The 17,878-nt window shown below is 54.5% G+C and carries 18 protein-coding genes and 1 pseudogene; 7 read left to right on the top strand and 12 right to left on the bottom strand.

Going from position 1 to position 17,878, the window contains the following annotated elements; all coding sequences use genetic code 11:
- Nucleotides 1–788: 788 nt before the first annotated feature.
- From tdcA to ACWYRJ_RS17465, 6 genes and pseudogenes are all read left to right on the top strand, one after another.
- Complete coding sequence (gene tdcA, locus ACWYRJ_RS17490) at nt 789–1,709, top strand: transcriptional regulator TdcA (RefSeq protein WP_008501504.1); 921 nt, start codon at nt 789–791, stop codon at nt 1,707–1,709.
- 100 nt (nt 1,710–1,809) lie between these two features.
- Complete coding sequence (gene tdcB / locus ACWYRJ_RS17485) at nt 1,810–2,799, top strand: bifunctional threonine ammonia-lyase/L-serine ammonia-lyase TdcB (RefSeq protein ID WP_095429440.1); 990 nt, start codon at nt 1,810–1,812, stop codon at nt 2,797–2,799.
- Nucleotides 2,800–2,808: 9 nt separating this feature from the next.
- Nucleotides 2,809–4,140 carry a threonine/serine transporter TdcC gene (gene tdcC, locus ACWYRJ_RS17480; protein WP_008501506.1) on the top strand — a complete coding sequence of 444 codons (1,332 nt, stop codon included), beginning with the start codon at nt 2,809–2,811 and terminating at the stop codon, nt 4,138–4,140.
- Nucleotides 4,141–4,170: 30 nt separating this feature from the next.
- A complete protein-coding gene (tdcD, locus tag ACWYRJ_RS17475) occupies nt 4,171–5,379 on the top strand; it encodes a propionate kinase (protein ID WP_094945148.1) in 1,209 nt (402 codons plus the stop codon).
- A gap of 15 nt (nt 5,380–5,394) precedes the next feature.
- Entirely contained in the window at nt 5,395–7,689 is a 2,295-nt protein-coding gene (pflB, locus tag ACWYRJ_RS17470) for a formate C-acetyltransferase (RefSeq protein WP_455508350.1), read from the top strand.
- Between the two features lie 146 nt (nt 7,690–7,835).
- Nucleotides 7,836–8,246 (top strand): annotated as a pseudogene (locus tag ACWYRJ_RS17465) (Spy/CpxP family protein refolding chaperone).
- Between the two features lie 89 nt (nt 8,247–8,335).
- On the opposite strand, the gene ACWYRJ_RS17460 reads toward ACWYRJ_RS17465, so the two are convergent.
- Nucleotides 8,336–9,037, bottom strand: a complete 702-nt coding sequence (locus ACWYRJ_RS17460; protein WP_023294637.1) for a pirin family protein — start codon at nt 9,035–9,037, stop codon at nt 8,336–8,338.
- A gap of 104 nt (nt 9,038–9,141) precedes the next feature.
- Here ACWYRJ_RS17460 and yhaJ point away from each other — a divergent pair, with 104 nt between their 5' ends.
- A complete protein-coding gene (yhaJ, locus tag ACWYRJ_RS17455) occupies nt 9,142–10,044 on the top strand; it encodes a DNA-binding transcriptional regulator YhaJ (RefSeq protein WP_008503135.1) in 903 nt (300 codons plus the stop codon).
- 41 nt (nt 10,045–10,085) lie between these two features.
- Here the strand turns inward: yhaJ and ACWYRJ_RS17450 are convergent, their stop codons facing one another.
- The 11 genes from ACWYRJ_RS17450 to ACWYRJ_RS17400 all read right to left on the bottom strand — a co-directional run bounded on the left by ACWYRJ_RS17450 (nt 10,086) and on the right by ACWYRJ_RS17400 (nt 17,387).
- A complete protein-coding gene (locus ACWYRJ_RS17450) occupies nt 10,086–10,451 on the bottom strand; it encodes a DUF805 domain-containing protein (RefSeq protein ID WP_223580557.1) in 366 nt (121 codons plus the stop codon).
- Nucleotides 10,452–10,557: 106 nt separating this feature from the next.
- The gene (locus ACWYRJ_RS17445; protein ID WP_111964938.1) at nt 10,558–11,544 is read right to left on the bottom strand and encodes a glutathione S-transferase family protein; all 987 of its coding nucleotides are present in this window, start codon (nt 11,542–11,544) and stop codon (nt 10,558–10,560) included.
- 71 nt (nt 11,545–11,615) lie between these two features.
- Nucleotides 11,616–12,008 (bottom strand): DoxX family protein, encoded by a 393-nt coding sequence (locus ACWYRJ_RS17440; RefSeq protein ID WP_023309292.1) that lies wholly within the window; start codon nt 12,006–12,008, stop codon nt 11,616–11,618.
- A gap of 253 nt (nt 12,009–12,261) precedes the next feature.
- Nucleotides 12,262–12,558 (bottom strand): YqjK-like family protein, encoded by a 297-nt coding sequence (locus ACWYRJ_RS17435; RefSeq protein ID WP_111964937.1) that lies wholly within the window; start codon nt 12,556–12,558, stop codon nt 12,262–12,264.
- Entirely contained in the window at nt 12,555–12,953 is a 399-nt protein-coding gene (locus ACWYRJ_RS17430; protein WP_014885329.1) for a phage holin family protein, read from the bottom strand. The genes ACWYRJ_RS17435 and ACWYRJ_RS17430 overlap by 4 nt, the downstream gene beginning before the upstream one ends.
- Before the next feature lies 1 nt (nt 12,954).
- A complete protein-coding gene (locus tag ACWYRJ_RS17425; protein WP_008503141.1) occupies nt 12,955–13,260 on the bottom strand; it encodes a DUF883 family protein in 306 nt (101 codons plus the stop codon).
- A gap of 31 nt (nt 13,261–13,291) precedes the next feature.
- Nucleotides 13,292–13,660, bottom strand: coding sequence for a DUF1090 domain-containing protein (locus tag ACWYRJ_RS17420; RefSeq protein ID WP_023309291.1), 369 nt, complete (start codon nt 13,658–13,660; stop codon nt 13,292–13,294).
- A 143-nt stretch (nt 13,661–13,803) separates the two neighbouring features.
- Nucleotides 13,804–14,187 (bottom strand): EnvZ/OmpR regulon moderator MzrA, encoded by a 384-nt coding sequence (gene mzrA / locus ACWYRJ_RS17415; RefSeq protein ID WP_023344960.1) that lies wholly within the window; start codon nt 14,185–14,187, stop codon nt 13,804–13,806.
- Nucleotides 14,188–14,189: 2 nt separating this feature from the next.
- Complete coding sequence (yqjA, locus tag ACWYRJ_RS17410; protein ID WP_008503144.1) at nt 14,190–14,852, bottom strand: DedA family general envelope maintenance protein YqjA; 663 nt, start codon at nt 14,850–14,852, stop codon at nt 14,190–14,192.
- Nucleotides 14,853–15,196: 344 nt separating this feature from the next.
- Nucleotides 15,197–15,973, bottom strand: a complete 777-nt coding sequence (exuR, locus tag ACWYRJ_RS17405) for a transcriptional regulator ExuR (RefSeq protein WP_023615584.1) — start codon at nt 15,971–15,973, stop codon at nt 15,197–15,199.
- A gap of 115 nt (nt 15,974–16,088) precedes the next feature.
- Nucleotides 16,089–17,387 carry an MFS transporter gene (locus ACWYRJ_RS17400; protein ID WP_024906406.1) on the bottom strand — a complete coding sequence of 433 codons (1,299 nt, stop codon included), beginning with the start codon at nt 17,385–17,387 and terminating at the stop codon, nt 16,089–16,091.
- Nucleotides 17,388–17,878: the final 491 nt, after the last annotated feature.

Genomic DNA, 17,878 nt, shown 5'->3' with positions numbered 1-17,878 from the left:
CCCGTACTGAACCCGGGTAGGCTGCTTGAGCCAGTGAGCGATTGCTGGCCTAGATGAATGACTGTCCACGACAGAACCCGGCTTATCGGTCAGTTTCACTTCTTAAAAAACCCCGCTTCGGCGGGGTTTTTGCTTTCAGGGGACTGTAGGCTGGGTAAGCGCAGCGCCGCCCGGCAACCGGACAAACGACATCAATTCTCATATTTGCGACATTAAGCACATTTCACTGTTTTTATCCCCTCAGTATCGCTCCTGCGTCTATAGACGATCGCCATCACAAAATTTCACGCTAAAGAATGCACGATTTTCAGTATTGAAAATTTGTTATGATTGTTATCTTAATGATCGCGAAACTTTTCTCGTTTGATATGCATATATTTAAATCAAATACATTTCTCCCGTGAATATGTGACGTATTCCACTCTTTTCCGCAAGCCTGAAAATTCGCGTTAGGAAAACTTGATGAATTGAAAGAATGTTTCAAACAAATAGCGGTTATTTATTGTCCTTTAATTGCCTGAAATATCGTCTTTATTGATTTTTTCCGGACGGTAAAATTTATCCGGGTTATCGCCATAAAATTAATTTATTACCGCTATTTTTATTGATCAATGTCAGCGTAGTGGCATATTTATATCGTTGTATATTAATGAAATATAACGATTTTATTTTGTTTTTGGTGTGTGGGTTAAAGGGCCAGGAAAGCAAATTTTGAGTAACAGCACATACCCCTTTAAACATTATTGAGTAGAATTCACCCCGTCATAGGGAAATAAGCGCAGAATATTATGAACACTATTATTCTACCGAAAACACAGCACCTCGTGGTATTTCAGGAAGTCATTAAAAGTGGCTCCATAGGTTCTGCTGCAAGACAACTGGGCCTGACGCAACCCGCCGTCAGCAAAATCATCAGCGATATCGAATCTTACTTCGGCGTGGAAGTGATGGTACGCAAAAACACCGGCGTAAAACTGACGGCTGCAGGCCAGGTTTTGCTCTCGTACTCCGAGTCGATCACCCGTGAAATGAAAAACATGGTGAGTGAGATTAATAGCCTGAGTTTTAGCACCGTTATGGATGTCTCCTTTGGCTATCCGTCGCTGATTGGTTTTACCTTCCTGTCTGAGATGATCAAAAAATTCAAGGAAGTGTTCCCGAAAGCGCGCGTCTCAATGTATGAAGCTCAGCTCTCCTCTTTCCTTCCGGCCATTCGCGATGGTCGTCTGGATTTCGCTATCGGCACGCTGAGCGATGAAATGCTGCTTCAGGATCTGCACGTCGAACCGCTGTTTGAGTCTGAGTTTGTGCTGGTCGCCAGCAAAACGCGAACGTGCACTGGCCCGACGACACTGGCATCGCTTACGCACGAGCAGTGGGTGATGCCGCAAACCGATATGGGCTACTACAAAGAACTTCTGACCACTCTGCAAGACAACCACATCAGCATCGAAAACATCGTCCAGACCGATTCCGTCGTCACCATTTATAACCTTGTCCTGAATGCCGATTATCTGACGGTGATTCCCCGCGACATGATTGCCCCATTCGGTTCGGATCAATTTATTGTGCTGCCCGTGGAAGACGAATTACCCGTGGCGCGTTATGCTGCCGTGTGGTCTAAAAATTACAGGATTAAAAAATCGGCGTCAGTATTAGTTGAGCTGGCTAAGCAATATTCGTCGATGAATATCGAAAGACGACGATGAATAATAAGTTTTAATTTTAAAAATACCCAGAGCTTAACGTATTAACGCTCTGATACCCTGACTTTGCCTGAAAAGAATGAATTATTATAACGAGGATATTATGCATATTACCTACGATCTCCCGGTAACCATTGAAGATATTCAGGACGCCAGAAAACGACTGGCAGGCAAGATATATAAAACCGGTATGCCGCGCTCGAATTATCTCAGCGAACGGTGTAAGGGCGAAATATTCCTTAAGTTTGAGAACATGCAGCGTACCGGTTCGTTCAAAATTCGCGGCGCGTTTAATAAATTAAGCTCGCTGACCGATGCTGAAAAGCGCAAAGGCGTGGTCGCCTGCTCTGCGGGAAACCACGCGCAGGGGGTGTCGCTCTCCTGCGCCATGCTCGGCATCGACGGTAAAGTGGTGATGCCGATGGGCGCACCAAAATCTAAAGTGGCCGCGACCCGCGACTACTCGGCGGAAGTGGTGCTCCACGGTGAGAACTTCAACGACACCATCGCTAAAGTGAGCGAAATCGTCGAGATGGAAGGGCGCATTTTTATTCCGCCTTACGATGACGCCAAAGTGATCGCCGGGCAGGGCACCATCGGCCTCGAAATTCTCGAAGATTTATACGACGTGGATAACGTCATTGTCCCTATCGGCGGCGGCGGATTAATTGCCGGGATTGCAACGGCGATTAAATCCATCAACCCGACCATTAATATTATCGGCGTACAGTCTGAAAACGTGCACGGAATGGCGGCCTCCTGGCAGGCAGGAGAAATAACCAACCATCGCGTTGCCGGCACGTTAGCCGACGGCTGCGACGTCTCTCGTCCGGGTAAATTAACCTTCGAAATCGTTCGTGAACTGGTCGATGATATTGTGCTGGTGAGCGAAGACGATATTCGCAACAGCATGATTGCCCTTATTCAGCGAAATAAAGTGGTGACGGAAGGCGCCGGCGCGCTGGCCTGTGCCGCGTTATTAAGCGGCAAGCTTGACCACTATATTCAGGGCCGCAAAACCGTCTGCATTATTTCCGGCGGCAATATCGATCTCTCCCGTGTTTCCCAAATTACCGGCTTCGTTGACGCATAAAGGTGACCTATGAGCAACACAGAAAGCATTATCGTTGGCCAGACAAAAACGTCCTCCTGGCGTAAGTCTGATACCACCTGGACGCTTGGCCTGTTTGGTACCGCCATTGGCGCAGGCGTGCTGTTCTTCCCCATCCGCGCGGGCTTTGGCGGATTAATCCCTATCCTGCTGATGCTGGTTCTCGCGTTCCCGATAGCGTTTTACTGCCACCGCGCGCTGGCGCGCCTCTGCCTGTCCGGCAGCAACGTCTCCGGCAACATCACCGAAACGGTAGAAGAGCATTTCGGTAAAACCGGTGGGGTGGTGATCACGTTCCTCTACTTCTTTGCCATTTGCCCGCTGCTGTGGATTTACGGCGTCACTATTACTAACACCTTTATGACCTTCTGGGAAAACCAGCTCCAGCTGCCTGCGCTAAACCGCGGCGTGGTGGCGCTGTTCCTGCTGCTGCTGATGGCTTTTGTTATCTGGTTTGGTAAAGACCTGATGGTGAAGGTGATGAGCTTCCTGGTGTTCCCATTTATTGCCAGTCTGGTGCTGATTTCACTGTCGCTGATCCCTTACTGGAACTCCGCGGTGATCGACCAGGTCAACCTGAGCGATATCGCCTTCACCGGCCATGACGGCATTCTGGTCACGGTGTGGCTGGGGATCTCCATCATGGTCTTCTCCTTCAACTTCTCGCCTATCGTCTCCTCGTTTGTGGTCTCCAAGCGCGAAGAGTACGAGCCGGAGTTCGGTAAAGAGTTCACCGAGCAGAAATGTTCCAAAATCATCGGTCGCGCCAGCATGCTGATGGTCGCCGTGGTGATGTTCTTCGCCTTTAGCTGCCTGTTTACGCTCTCTCCGCAGAACATGGCGGACGCCAAAGCGCAGAACATTCCGGTGCTCTCTTACCTGGCGAACCACTTTGCCTCCATGTCCGGCACTAAATCGACGTTCGCGACGGTACTGGAATATGGCGCTTCCATTATTGCCCTGGTCGCTATCTTCAAATCTTTCTTCGGTCATTACCTGGGCACGCTGGAAGGGCTGAATGGCCTGATCCTCAAGTTCGGCTACAAAGGCGATAAGAAGAAGGTCTCTGTCGGCAAACTGAACACCATCAGCATGGTGTTCATCATGGGCTCCACCTGGGTTGTCGCGTACGCCAACCCGAACATTCTCGACCTTATCGAAGCCATGGGCGCGCCAATCATCGCCTCTCTGCTGTGCCTGCTGCCGATGTACGCCATCCGCAAAGCGCCGGCCATGGCGAAATATAAGGGCAAACCCGAGAACATCTTCGTCACGGTTGTGGGCCTGCTGACCATTCTGAATATCGTTTACAAACTGTTCTAAACCATTGCTCAGGAAGAGCGGAGTCACATGATGATTGAGTTTCCGGTTGTACTGGTAATTAACTGCGGTTCGTCCTCTGTTAAGTTTTCGGTGCTCGATGCCAGCAGCTGCGACGCCCTGATGACGGGCATTGCAGACGGCATCAACACGGATAAAGCCTTTATTTCCGTGAACGGGGGTGAGCCAGCCAGACTGGCTCACCAGGACTACGAAGGGGCGCTGGCTGCCATCGCCCTGGAGCTGGAGAAGCGTGACCTGATGAGCAGCGTGGCCTTAATTGGCCACCGCATTGCGCACGGTGGTGACCTCTTCAGCGAGTCGACCCTGATTACGGAAGAGGTGATTGAGCAGATCCGCCAGGTCTCCCCGCTGGCGCCGCTGCATAACTACGCCAACCTGAGCGGCGTGGAAGCCGCAGAGCGCCTGTTTCCGGGCGTGCAGCAGGTCGCGGTATTTGATACCAGCTTCCACCAGACGCTGCCGCCGCAGGCGTACCTGTACGGTTTGCCGTACCGCTATTTTGAAGCGCTGGGCGTGCGCCGCTACGGTTTCCACGGCACCTCTCACCGCTACGTGGCCGCGCAGGCGCACGCGCTCCTCGGGCTGTCCCCCGATGACAGCGGCCTGGTGGTTGCCCACCTCGGCAACGGGGCGTCCATCTGCGCGGTGCGTAACGGCCAAAGCGTGGATACCTCGATGGGGATGACCCCCCTGGAAGGACTGATGATGGGTACGCGCTGCGGCGACGTGGATTTTGGCGCGATGGCGTGGATTGCCCAGCAGACCGGCCAGTCGTTTGAGGATCTGGAGCGCATGGTCAACAAAGAGTCCGGGTTGCTGGGGATCTCCGGCATCTCCTCCGATTTACGCGCGCTGGAGAAAGCCTGGCACGCCGGTAATGAGCGGGCGCAGCTGGCTATCCAGACCTTCGTTCACCGTATAGCGCGACATATCGCCGGGCACGCGGCGTCGCTGCACCGCCTCGATGGGGTCGTATTTACCGGCGGCATCGGCGAAAACTCAACGCTTGTCCGCGCGCTGGTGGCGGAACATCTGAAAGTCTTCGGCATCCGCCTCGACGACGCCAAAAATGCCCTGCCGGGTAGCGCGGGTGAGCGCGTCATCTCCACTGATACCTCCCGCGTGATCTGCGCGGTGATCCCTACCAACGAAGAAAAAATGATCGCGCTGGACGCCCTCCGTCTTGGGAAGGTTACCCCGGCTGCGGCTTACGCCTGATAAAGCGAGAATCTGATGAAAGTAACAATCGAAACGGGCGTCGCGCCCTACAGCGACGCATGGGCCGGGTTTCGCGGTGAAGAATGGAAAAACGCCGTCAACGTCCGCGATTTTATTCAGCATAACTACACCCCTTATGAAGGCGATGAAGCTTTCCTCGCGCAGGCGACGCCAGCAACGACGGCGCTGTGGCAGAAGGTAATGGTCGGCATTCGCCAGGAGAACGCCACCCACGCCCCGGTGGATTTTGACACCAACATTGCCACCACCATTACGGCCCACGGGCCGGGCTATATCGACCAGGGTCTGGAGACGATCGTCGGCCTGCAAACCGATAAGCCTCTCAAGCGTGCGCTGCACCCGTACGGTGGGATCAATATGATCCGCAGCTCGTTCGAAGCCTATGGCCGGGAGATGGATCCGCACTTCGAATACCTGTTTACCGACCTGCGCAAAACCCATAACCAGGGCGTGTTTGACGTCTACTCCCCGGAGATGATGCGCTGTCGTAAATCCGGCGTGCTGACCGGTTTGCCGGACGGCTACGGGCGCGGACGCATCATCGGTGATTACCGCCGCGTGGCGCTCTACGGCATCAGCTATCTGGTACGCGAACGTGAACTTCAGTTTGCCGATCTGCAGGGCAGGCTGGAGCGCGGCGAAGATCTGGAGGCAACGATCCGCCTGCGCGAAGAGCTGGCGGAACACAAGCGCGCGCTGCTGCAGATCCAGCAGATGGCGGCGAACTACGGGTTTGATATCTCTCGTCCGGCTATGGGCGCTCAGGAAGCGGTGCAGTGGGTCTATTTTGCCTACCTGGCAGCGGTGAAATCCCAGAACGGCGGGGCGATGTCGCTGGGGCGCACGGCCTCGTTCCTCGATATCTACATCGAACGCGACATGCAGGCGGGGCGGCTGAGCGAGGTGCAGGCGCAGGAGCTGATCGACCACTTCATCATGAAGATCCGCATGGTGCGCTTCCTGCGCACGCCGGAGTTCGACACGCTCTTCTCCGGCGATCCGATCTGGGCGACGGAAGTGATCGGCGGCATGGGGCTGGACGGACGCACGCTGGTGACCAAAAACAGCTTCCGCTATCTGCATACCCTGCACACCATGGGACCCGCGCCGGAGCCGAACCTGACGATCCTCTGGTCAGAACAGCTGCCGATCGCGTTCAAGAAATACGCCGCGCAGGTATCGATCGTCACCTCTTCTCTGCAGTATGAGAACGACGATCTGATGCGTGCGGACTTCAACAGCGACGATTATGCCATTGCCTGCTGCGTCAGCCCGATGGTGATCGGCAAGCAGATGCAGTTCTTTGGCGCGCGCGCCAACCTTGCCAAAACGCTGCTGTACGCAATCAACGGTGGGGTGGACGAAAAGCTGAAGATCCAGGTCGGGCCAAAAACCGAGCCGCTGCTGGACGACGTGCTGGATTACGACACCGTGATGGCGAGTCTCGATCACTTTATGGACTGGCTGGCGGTGCAGTACATCAGCGCCCTGAATCTCATTCACTACATGCATGATAAGTACAGCTACGAAGCCTCGCTGATGGCGCTGCACGACCGGGATGTCTATCGCACCATGGCCTGCGGCATTGCCGGGCTGTCGGTGGCGGCGGATTCCCTGTCGGCGATTAAATACGCTACGGTGAAGCCGGTGCGCGACCATACCGGCCTGGCGGTCGATTTCGTGATTGAAGGGGACTATCCGCAGTACGGCAACAACGACGACCGTGTGGACAGCATTGCCTGCGACCTGGTGGAGCGCTTTATGAAGAAAATTCAGGCGCTGCCAACCTATCGCAACTCGGTGCCGACCCAGTCGATCCTGACCATCACCTCCAACGTGGTTTACGGCCAGAAGACCGGGAACACGCCGGACGGACGCCGCGGCGGCACGCCGTTTGCGCCAGGCGCAAACCCGATGCATGGCCGCGACAGAAAAGGGGCGGTGGCCTCGCTAACATCGGTTGCCAAGCTGCCATTTACCTATGCGAAAGATGGCATCTCCTACACCTTCTCTATCGTGCCGCAGGCGTTGGGTAAGGACGAGCTGGTGCGCAAAACCAACCTGGTGGGGCTGCTGGACGGGTACTTCCATCACGAAGCATCTATTGAGGGCGGGCAGCACCTGAACGTTAACGTGATGAACCGGGAGATGCTGCTGGATGCCATTGCGCATCCGGAGAATTACCCGAATCTGACCATCCGCGTTTCGGGCTATGCGGTGCGGTTTAATGCGCTGACGCGGGAACAGCAGCAGGACGTGATTTCTCGAACGTTTACCCAGTCAATCTAAATGTGAGTGCTCATGCCCCCTCAACCCAGGGGGCATGTTTTTGCCCGCGAAACATACAAAATTGTTTATATAATTACTCACACATATTCATCCGCTCTTGAAAAACAATGCCCGCTTTTCCTATCACAGCATGTAAGGACAGTAAGATGATGAAAATGACCCGTATTGCGCTGGTCGCCGCCTCGCTGGCAGTGTGCAGTTTTACGGCACAGGCCGCGAACGTTGAGGCTGCTCCGTCTCCATCGCAGGATCCGCTGGTACAGCACCTGAAGCTCAGCAATGAGCAGGTTAAGAAGATTGAAGAGCTGCATAAGCAGCTGGAACAAAATGTCAGCAAGATCCCGATGACGGGCGTGAAGGACGGCGCGCTGGTCGACATGTTCCAGGCGGGTAAATGGGACTAAAGCACGGTCAAAAGCCAGCTTGCCGCCTTTAGCAAAATTGAAGAGCAGACCCGTTATTACCGCGTGAAATATTACTTCGACGTCAGCCAGGTATTAACGCCGGAACAGCGTAAACAGATTAGAACTGATATGGCTAACGCGCTGGCAGAGTGATTTCGTCGTCGCGTACGGCGCCGGATAATTCTGCCGAGGCTCGATCGGTTCCCTCTCCCGTTGGGAGAGGGTTAAGGTGAGGGCATTCTCTAAACCGGCAAATCAATTAGCAGCGCGCGCAGCGGCGTATCTGCCACCAGCGTGATATTCGCTTCATCACGAATAAACGCCCCGTCGCCGCAGGTGAGTGCTTCTTTCTCTTCCGCGTGCGTCACCGCATGCACCGTACCGTGAATAGACTGCAGATAGGCGCGCGGACCGTGAAGCTGGAAGCTCGCCTGTTCACCTTTCTTCAGTTCGATATGATGCAGCCACACCTGCTGGCGCAGCTGCAGGCTACCTTTACTGCCGTCCGGCGATGCAATCAGCTGCTGCTTATCGCCCGTTAAATCTAACTTCTGGACCAGCGGATTTTCCCGCTCAGGGCAGGCGTCCAGCCATAGCTGCATGCGGGTCAGCGTTTTGTCTTTGCTGAGGTTATGTTCGCTGTAGCTGATGCCCGGCTGTGTGGAAATTAACAACGCTTCGCCAGCCTTTGCCTGGACATGATTGCCCTCGCTATCGCGGTATTCTGCCTCGCCTTCCAGGATCAGGTTCAGGATATCGACTTTCGGGTACGTACGCGGCTGGAAGGAGGCGCCCGGGGCGAGCACTTCCTGGTTCAGCACGCGCAGTGAAGCGTAACCGAGGAGTTTAGGGTCAAAGTAGTGTCCAAAGGAAAAGGTGTAGCGGGCCTGCAGCCAACCGAAATCGGCTTGTCCGCACTGTTTAGCTGTTCTTGTCGTAATCATAAACTTGACCTCTCTTTACACTAAAACAATGGTAAAGGTATGGACGCTTCATTGTTAGCCAGATATTCTGCCCGGTATGTTCAAATTTCCTGAATGAGAACGAGATGGCTAAAGAGAGAGCATTGACGCTTGAGGCGCTTCGCGTCATGGACGCGATTGACCGGCGCGGCAGTTTTGCGGCGGCGGCCGATGAACTGGGGCGCGTTCCGTCTGCGCTGAGCTACACCATGCAGAAGCTGGAAGAAGAGCTGGACGTGGTGCTTTTTGACCGCTCCGGACATCGAACAAAATTCACCAACGTCGGTCGAATGCTGCTGGAGCGCGGCCGCGTACTGCTGGAAGCGGCGGACAAGCTGACGACAGACGCCGAAGCGCTGGCGCGCGGCTGGGAAACCCATCTCACGCTCGTGACCGAAGCGCTGGTGCCGACCGAAGCGCTGTTCCCGCTGGTGGATCGCCTGGCGGCGAAGGCCAATACGCAGCTGTCCATTATCACCGAGGTGCTGGCAGGGGCGTGGGAACGTCTGGAGACGGGCAGGGCAGATATCGTTATTGCGCCGGACATGCACTTCCGCTCATCGTCGGAAATCAACTCGCGCAAGCTCTACAGCGTGATGAACGTTTACGTTGCCGCCCCCAACCACCCGATTCATCAGGAACCTGAGCCGCTCTCTGAAGTGACGCGCGTGAAGTATCGCGGCGTGGCGGTAGCGGATACCGCGCGCGAGCGTCCGGTGCTGACGGTGCAGCTGCTGGATAAACAGCCTCGTCTGACGGTGACCTCGCTGGAGGACAAACGGCAGGCGCTGCTCGCCGGTCTGGGCGTGGCGACGATGCCGTACCCGTTTGTGGAAAAAGATATTGCGGAAGGACGACTGCGGGTTGTGAGCCCGGAGTACACCAGCGAAGTGGATATCATTATGGCGTGGCGTCGCGACAGCATGGGCGAAGCCAAATCGTGGTGCCTGCGAGAAATTCCAAAGCTCTTTGCGCACCACAACAAATAAGCGTACAGGCCCGGTAAGCGTAAGCGCCACCGGGCAGTAATTTACGCGCCGATCTTAGGATCGGGACCAAAACGGTTTTCGCCCGGCGTTCCGCTCTGGCAGTTGAAAATCAAAATCACGATCCAGCCCACAATCGGGATCAGCAGCAGCAGCAACCACCACGCCGAACGATCGGTATCGTGCAGCCGACGGAACAGTACCGCCCACGATGGCAGCAGGACTAAAAGGCCATAAATGGTGGTCAGCACGCCTTCACCGCCAGCCCGCTCCCAGCCAAGAATTTTATCCACAATACCCAGCACCATGACGAGGATGAAGTTCACCAGAACGAACATCCAGTACTCTTTGCGGCGGGCGCGGCCACCAAATCCAATGTAGTTGCGCAGTACTTTTAAATACCAGTCCATTTTCCTTGCCTCAATAATCGGTCAATCACTTGTTTTCTAAGCAATCAAAGTAAGGATAGATGGAGATTGTGAATTAAAAAAGGGCATCTATTGATGCCCTTAATATTTATCCAAATCGGACGTCGCGCCCGTGCGGTTCATCCAGGTTCTGCCACGGACCGATGGAGATAATACCCGTCGGGTTGATGGTCTTGTGGCTGCGGAAATAGTGGGTGCGAATATGGTCGAAGTCGACCGTTTCCGCAATGCCCGGCATCTGGTAGATGTCGCGCAGGAAACCATACAGGTTCAGGTAGTCGCTGATGCGGTGTTTATCGCACTTAAAGTGGGTGACATAGACCGGATCAAAGCGGACCAGCGTGGTCCACAGGCGAATGTCCGCTTCCGTCAGGCGATCGCCCGTCAGGTAGCGATGCTGGCCCAGGATCTGCTCCAGGCGTTCCAGTGATTCAAACACCTTCCCGACCGCTTCGTCATACGCTTCCTGGCTGGTGGCGAAACCGGCCTTGTAGACACCGTTGTTGACGTTGTCGTAAATCCAGCCGTTCAGCTCGTCAATCTTATCGCGCAGTTCAACCGGGTAATAATCTCCGGCGCGGGCGCCGTGCGCATCAAATGCGGTATTGAACATGCGGATGATCTCCGCAGACTCATTGCTGACAATCGTCTGGTTTTTCTTGTCCCACAGCACAGGCACGGTCACGCGCCCGGTGTAGTGCGGATCGGCGCGCAGATAGAGCTGGTACAGGAAATCGTGGTGATACAGTTCGTCGCCGGTTGCCGCAGGGAAATCACTGTCGAACGTCCAGCCGTTTTCCAGCATCAACGGGTTGACGACTGAAACTGGAATTAAGGATTCGAGACCTTTGAGCTTGCGCACAATTAGCGTGCGGTGCGCCCACGGGCAGGCAAGGGAAACATAAAGATGATAACGGTCTTTCTCAGCCGCGAAGCCGCCTTCGCCGCTCGGGCCGGGGGCACCGTCGGCGGTCAGCCAGTTACGGAAGGCCGAAACTGAGCGCTTGAAGCGACCTCCGGTGGATTTGGTGTCATACCAGACATCCTGCCATACGCCGTCTACGAGTTGTCCCATTTTTTCTCCTCCGTCAGATAGCAAAAGCGAGGAGATGTCTCCTCGCTTTGAGTTCATTCAGTATAGCGTGCTTACCATTTCTTATTCAGAACGCGGTCGATGCTGTATGCGCCCGGGCCAGTGACGGCCAGCAGCAGGAAGCCACCCGCGATGGTCAAGTTTTTCATGAACATCAGAGAGTTCACGCCTTCCGCAAAGTTGCTGTGGAAGATGAACGCCGTCAGTACGGTGAAGCCTGCAGTAAACAGCGCGGTAGTGCGGGTCAGGAAGCCGAACAGGACTGCCAGGCCGCCGCCGAACTCAAGAAGAATAGTCAGTGGCAACAGGAATCCCGGAACGCCCATGGCTTCCATATACTGCTGGGTACCCGCATAACCGGTGATTTTTCCCCAACCAGCTACGATGAACAGAATTGGCATCAGAATACGCGCTACCAGTACACCAACATCTTCTAATTTTTTCATTTTACTCTCCAGGAAACCACATCAGCGGCTGAACGTTATTTGTCTGCAATTCCGGGTAGATACCGCGTCGTTGCTGTCGATGGAGAGGATAATAAACGGGGCGGGTGGCAATTGTTAGCAAGGAAAACTGTCAATCTTCTTCAAAGATATTGAGTAAGGGAGCGTGCGCGCTGGTGCGTTCACCTGAAGCCTTTCCCACAGGGAGAGGGCGCAAAAACAAAAAACGGTAACCAGGGTTACCGTTTTGCTTTTATCACCGCAGCTGCTGCTGCCGCAACGTTGCTTTCACCAGACGCCAGGCGCTCCAGGCACCAAACCCACGGCGCGCCCAGCGGATGAGCATATTTGGATGACGAACCGTCCAGATAGCCATCACGCTGCTGCCGACCAGCGCCCATGAACGCAGGCTCAGGAAGGTGTTCCAGCCTCGGTCAAACCGTCGCGTCGCGTCAATCCAGTCGCGACGGCTGGCCGACAGATCCAGCCGTTGCTGCTGGATCTGGCTTAGCAGGTACGCTTTTCGCTTTTGACGTTCGGCTTTACCGCTCACGGCTTGTCATCCTCCAGCAGGGCGCGATCGTTAGCCAGCTCCTGACGCGTATGGCGCAGGAACGTGGACTTACGCGCTTTACGCAGCGTCCAGATACCGCCAATCAACGCTGCGACCAGCAGAACGACGGTGGTGGCAATCATGGCGTTAAGACGATACTGCGGGTCAATGGCCCAGATGATTAACACCATCAGGCTCATCAGACCAAACGCGGCGAAGAGCATGGTCAGTCCGAGCATCAGCAGCATCTGGAAGAGGTTGGCTTTCTCCTCTTCCAGCTCAACCACTGCCAGCCGGACGCGCGTTTCGGCAATCCCGACCAGCGTTGTTAAAATACGCTGGCCGATGCCGAGGACGTTGTTAGCAGGCCCTTGTGCGTGACGAGGATCTTCCATATCAACGACGCGTCAGAAGGACACCCAGTACCACACCCACTGCGGCACCAATTCCTACACCCGTCCATGGATTATCACGCACGTATTCGTCCGCGCGGGCAGCCGCTTCGCGGGTCTGTTTCGCCAGTGCATCACCGGTTTCACCCAGGCGATAGCGGCTCTCTTTCAGCGCCTGCTCCGCCTTGCTGCGCAGCTTGCTAACCTCTTCTTTTGACTTATCAGCAGAGGAGTTCAGCACCTCTTCAAGGGTATCGGCCAGGGATTTCAGTTCAGCGCGCAGATGTTCAGACGTCGTATCTTTTGACATGATTCTCTCTCCTGTTGAGATTTCCGTTAACTCAATAATCGCGAGCTTCCAGCGCTTTCAGGTCGTCCTGCGCTTCTTTCAACTTCTTCTCGCGCTTAGCAATTTTTTCCGCATCTCCTTTCTCTTTCGCTTCCTGCAGGTCGCGACGGCGCTCGGCTATCTCGTCCTTCTGTTCAGCGATTTTCTTCTTGTGGTCGGCACGAAGCTTGCTGTCTGAACAGTTCGCTTTCACTTCGCTCAGCGCTTTTTTAAGACCGTCAACACGGTGCTGATTGTTATGCTTTTCGGCATAACCGATCTCACGCTGAATATCCTGTTCTTTCTCCTGACAAAGAGAGTTTGCGAAGGATGCTGTGCTTAAAGAAAAAAGGGCCAGAGCCAGAGTCATGCGGAATTTCATTATCGAAACCTTCCATTGTGTTGCGGCGTAAGCCGCTATCCAAAGTTATGCGGAGTACAGTCGAGGGGTGCTCCGCGTACTTAAGCATAGTAAGTAAACGGGGGATTCACCAAAGTGAGTGAAAAGATTCGGAATCCTGGAAGTTATCCAAACCGATGCGACGTATCGCGAATCAAAGAGAGCCAGGCTGCAGGCTGGCTCTCATCTTCCTGCTGGGCAATGATATACCCGTGCGGCAGCGTACGGTCGAGAACCACTTTCGCGGCGGCACTTTGCGCACGGGAATCAAACTTGATCAGTAAAACATCGTCCTGCGGAGTGATGCTTTTAAAGCGGATCCCGTTCGCATCCAGATGATGCCAGACAGAAAAACCGTCAGGCACGCTGGCACCCTGGTTCACCGGGCGAATGGCAAGCGTGGATTCCTGGTGCGAAAGCGCGCTCCATGCCAGCAGCATGGCGCTGAGCACCACCAGTGTCATCACGGCGCAGGCAAAACGGCGCAGGGCAAGCGGTGAGATAGCCATCGTTAGCCTCTGGCTCCGTATTTCTTTTTCCACAGCACGACCAGAGAGCCGATCAGGCCGAAGACCAGCAGAACCACAGGCAGCAGCATCAGGCAGGACATCAGCTGGTCTTCATATTTCATAAACACCGGCGTTTTACCCAACGCATAGCCGAGCGTCGTCAGAATAAGCACCCATAACAGACCGCTCATCCAGTTAAAGAACTGGAAGCGGGCGCTGCTCAGCCCCGACAGACCGGCAATGGTCGGCAAAAGCGTACGTACAAACGCGATAAAGCGGCCAATCAGCAGCGCGGAAAGCCCGTGCTTATGGAAAAGGTGGTGCGCCCGCTGGTGATAATGTGCAGGCAGGTGCGAGAGCCAGTTCTGGACGATCCGGGTATTGCCCAGCCATCTACCCTGGATGTAGCTCACCCAGCAGCCGAGGCTGGCCGCGACGGTCAGTAATAAAATGGTTTGCGGAAACGCCATCGCCCCTTTGGCACACAGCACGCCAACGAGCACCAGCAAACTGTCACCAGGCAGGAAGGCAGCAGGCAGCAAACCGTTCTCAAGGAACAGGATCATAAACAAGACGAAATAGAGCATGCCAATCATGGAAGGGTTGGCCAGCGTTTCAAAATCCTGCGCCCAAAGGGCATGCAGTAGTTGGGTCAAAAGTTCCATTCAGTGTTCCTAGAAATCGGTTAACGTCACGCCTGTTATCCGGGGCAAACAGCACGGCGACATTGTTGTGATTTCATTATGGTCGCTCGCGGACACATTGCGGTGTGGCCAACACGTTTCCCTGTTAATTGGCTGGTTAGCAAGCACTAACTTACAAAATAACGAAGTGAATCCAATTGTAACAAAGCCCAACGTTCTGCGTCACAGAATTTGCAGGCGTGAGTTGATTTTGGCGTAAGCCCAGGAAGTGAGCGAGGGGATTTACAAAGGCTGACACTATATATGTTTTGCTTACCCACTGGAGCCAGCAGGCGCAGCAAGGCACCTGCCAGCGGGAAGGTCATCTATTTTGCGGCACTGGGGGCCGTATCGAGATGAACAACGGGATTATCGGCGAAAAGATAGCGGTCAGCGTTAAATTCGAAGTCGTCGCTGGTTTCATTGAACAGCATCTGCTTGGTGTTTTCCAGATGCTGCCACATCGCCAGCTTAGCAGCATGGGGATCTTTACGAATCAGCGCCTTAAGGATTTGATCGTGATCGTCACACCAGTTGTCGACGGTACGGGAATCGATATGATCGTGCAGTTTCTTCCAGTACGGGTTATGAACGCGCTGAGTCCACATTTTCTCAACAATTGCCGCCAGCGCCGTATTTTGGGTTGCCAGGGCGACCTGGACGTGAAACTGCAGATCCCACTCTGAATCGCGGAAACATTTTTCCTTACGGGCATTCTCCTGGATTTCCATCAGCTTCATGATGTCCTGCTTGGTCACCTGCGTCGCCGCAAACTCAGCAATATTGCTTTCGATCAGTTGGCGAGCCTGGAGCAGCTCAAACGGACCGTAGCTGGCGAATTCCAGACTTTCGTCCGCGACGGGAGAGTGTTTCGGCAGATTAGAAATCACGTGAATGCCGGAGCCTTTGCGTACCTCAACGTAGCCTTCCACTTCCAGCATGATGATGGCTTCGCGCACCACGGTGCGGCTGACGCTTTTTTCATCCGCAATGAAGCGCTCGGCGGGAAGTTTATCACCGACAAGATAGACTCCTTGCTCGATGCGATCTTTCAGCTCGGCAGCAAGTTGTTGATATAAACGACGTGGTTCGGTGATTTCCATATGCGCTCCAGGCAGGGTACGGCAGATGATTTGTTATACCACTTTTGCGTGCCACTCTCCAGATTTTGCCATTAAAAAAGCCGCCTGGAGGCGGCTTAGGGGAAACGCATTTTCGCTAACTTTGCGTAGCCGGTTTCCCAAGGGACTCTTTTGCCAGCTCCTCTGCCGATTTGCTTTTCAGCACCGTCCAGATCACCACCGCGCCCAGCAGGTCGAAGATCGCCAGCACGGCGAACAGCGGGCTGAAGCCGATGGTATCCGCCAGTGCGCCGACCACCAGCGCAAACATCGTACTTGCGGTCCAGGCTGCCATCCCGGTCAGGCCGTTGGCGGTGGCCACTTCGTTACGGCCAAAGACGTCAGAGGAGAGCGTAATCAGCGCGCCGGACAGGGACTGGTGAGCAAATCCGCCGATGCACAGCAGGGCGATAGCCACATACGGGCTGGTGAACAGGCCGATCATGCCCGGGCCAATCATCAGCAGTGCGCCCATGGTCACTACCATTTTACGGGAAACAATCAGGTTCACCCCAAACCAGCGCTGGAACAGCGGTGGCAGGTATCCGCCCACAATACAGCCCAGGTCAGCGAACAGCATGGGCATCCAGGCGAACATCGCGATCTCTTTCAGGTTAAAGCCGTAGACTTTAAACATGAACAGGGGGATCCACGCGTTGAAGGTACCCCATGCCGGCTCGGCCAGGAAACGCGGCAGGGCGATACCCCAGAACTGACGGGTGCCCAGGATCTGCCAGACGGTCATTTTTTTGCCGTTGTTGGTCTGATGCTGCGCTTCCTGACCACCAATGATGTACTCGCGTTCTTCTTCAGACAATTTTTTCTGATCGCGCGGATGTTTATAGAAAATCAGCCACGCCATGGCCCACGCAAAGCTCAGCACGCCAGATATGATGAACGCCATCTGCCAGCTGTGCATCACGATAGCCCACACCACCAGCGGTGGTGCAATCATCGCCCCGATGGACGAGCCGACGTTGAAGTAACCGACCGCAATGGAACGCTCTTTTGCCGGGAACCACTCGGAGCTGGCTTTCAGCCCTGCGGGGATCATGGCGGCTTCAGCTGCACCTACCGCGCCGCGCGCCAGCGCCAGGCCGCCCCAGCTTCCCGCCAGCGCGGTGGCTCCGCAGAACACCGCCCAGGCGATGGCGAAGAAGGCATAACCGATTTTGGTACCGAGAATGTCCAGCACATAGCCAGCAACAGGCTGCATGATGGTATAAGCCGCGGAATAGGCGGCAATGATGTAGGAGTATTGCTGCGTGGAGATATGCAGCTCTTCCATCAACGTTGGCGCTGCTGCTGCCACGGTGTTACGCGTCAGGTAGCCCAGCACGGTGCCTAACGTCACCAGTGCGATCATATACCAACGTAACCCTTTAATTTTACGCATCTAAAACCTCATCGTTATGTTATTTCCGCGCCAGAACGCGGCAACCTCTCGACCGTTTCCGGGAGCAGTTGTGTAACGGGAGGGGCGCGGCCGGGAGCATGTCCCGAAACGGCCCGAACCTTGCCATAAGTAAGCGTGCATAAGTCGGTATCCGTACCGTTAAATCTGGTGTATCTGACACCAGTAATGCATTCCGTCGGCTTATAGTTTGCGACGGCGAAAAGATAACTTGTCATACAACTTTAAAAGGTGAGTGACATCACAAATGTATGATTCTTTGTGGGGACATTAATTGCTGAGCGCAAAGCTAGTAATGATGCGGCTTGTAGAAGGGTTTACTCCATTGAGGGTAATTTATTTGTTGACGTTTATTGATCTCACTCACGAAAAAAGCTTCGGTGGGTGGAAATTGGTGTGATAACTTTGCAGCATATGAACATACGCTTTCTGACGCTCCCGTAATGAGGAAGACGATAATGACGCCGTTTATG

It is taken from the genome of Enterobacter sp., from assembly GCF_977039595.1.
This window is presented reverse-complemented; position numbering and strand designations above follow the sequence as displayed.